The organism is Micrococcus sp. GbtcB5 (genome assembly GCF_019091605.1).
In the GTDB taxonomy this organism is placed as follows: Bacteria; Actinomycetota; Actinomycetes; order Actinomycetales; family Micrococcaceae; genus Micrococcus; species Micrococcus luteus.
Genome location: NZ_JAGXJK010000312.1, coordinates 1 through 250, shown reverse-complemented (window position 1 = coordinate 250; position 250 = coordinate 1). Strand labels below are relative to the sequence as shown.

At 70.0% G+C, this 250-nt stretch carries 1 protein-coding gene; it reads right to left on the bottom strand.

From position 1 onward, the window contains the following. The coding region (locus KVS67_RS12485; protein ID WP_217565495.1) for a hypothetical protein at positions 1-250 on the bottom strand (250 nt) is incomplete at both ends.

Sequence of the window (250 nt, the reverse complement as noted above, 5' to 3'; positions counted from 1 at the left end):
GTAGCCGAGGGAGTCGAAGGCGCCGGCCTTGATCATGGACTCGATGGTGCGCTTGCTGCACACCACGAGCGGCACCTTCGCCAGGAAGTCGCCGAAGCCCGCGTACGAGCCCTTCTCCTCGCGCCCCTGGACCATGCCCTTGACCACGTTGGCGCCCACGATGCGGACGGCGCCCATGCCGGAGCGGAAGACCCCGCCGACGGGGGTGAAGGTCAGGTGGGACTCCGTCACGGCCGGGGGCAGCACGGTG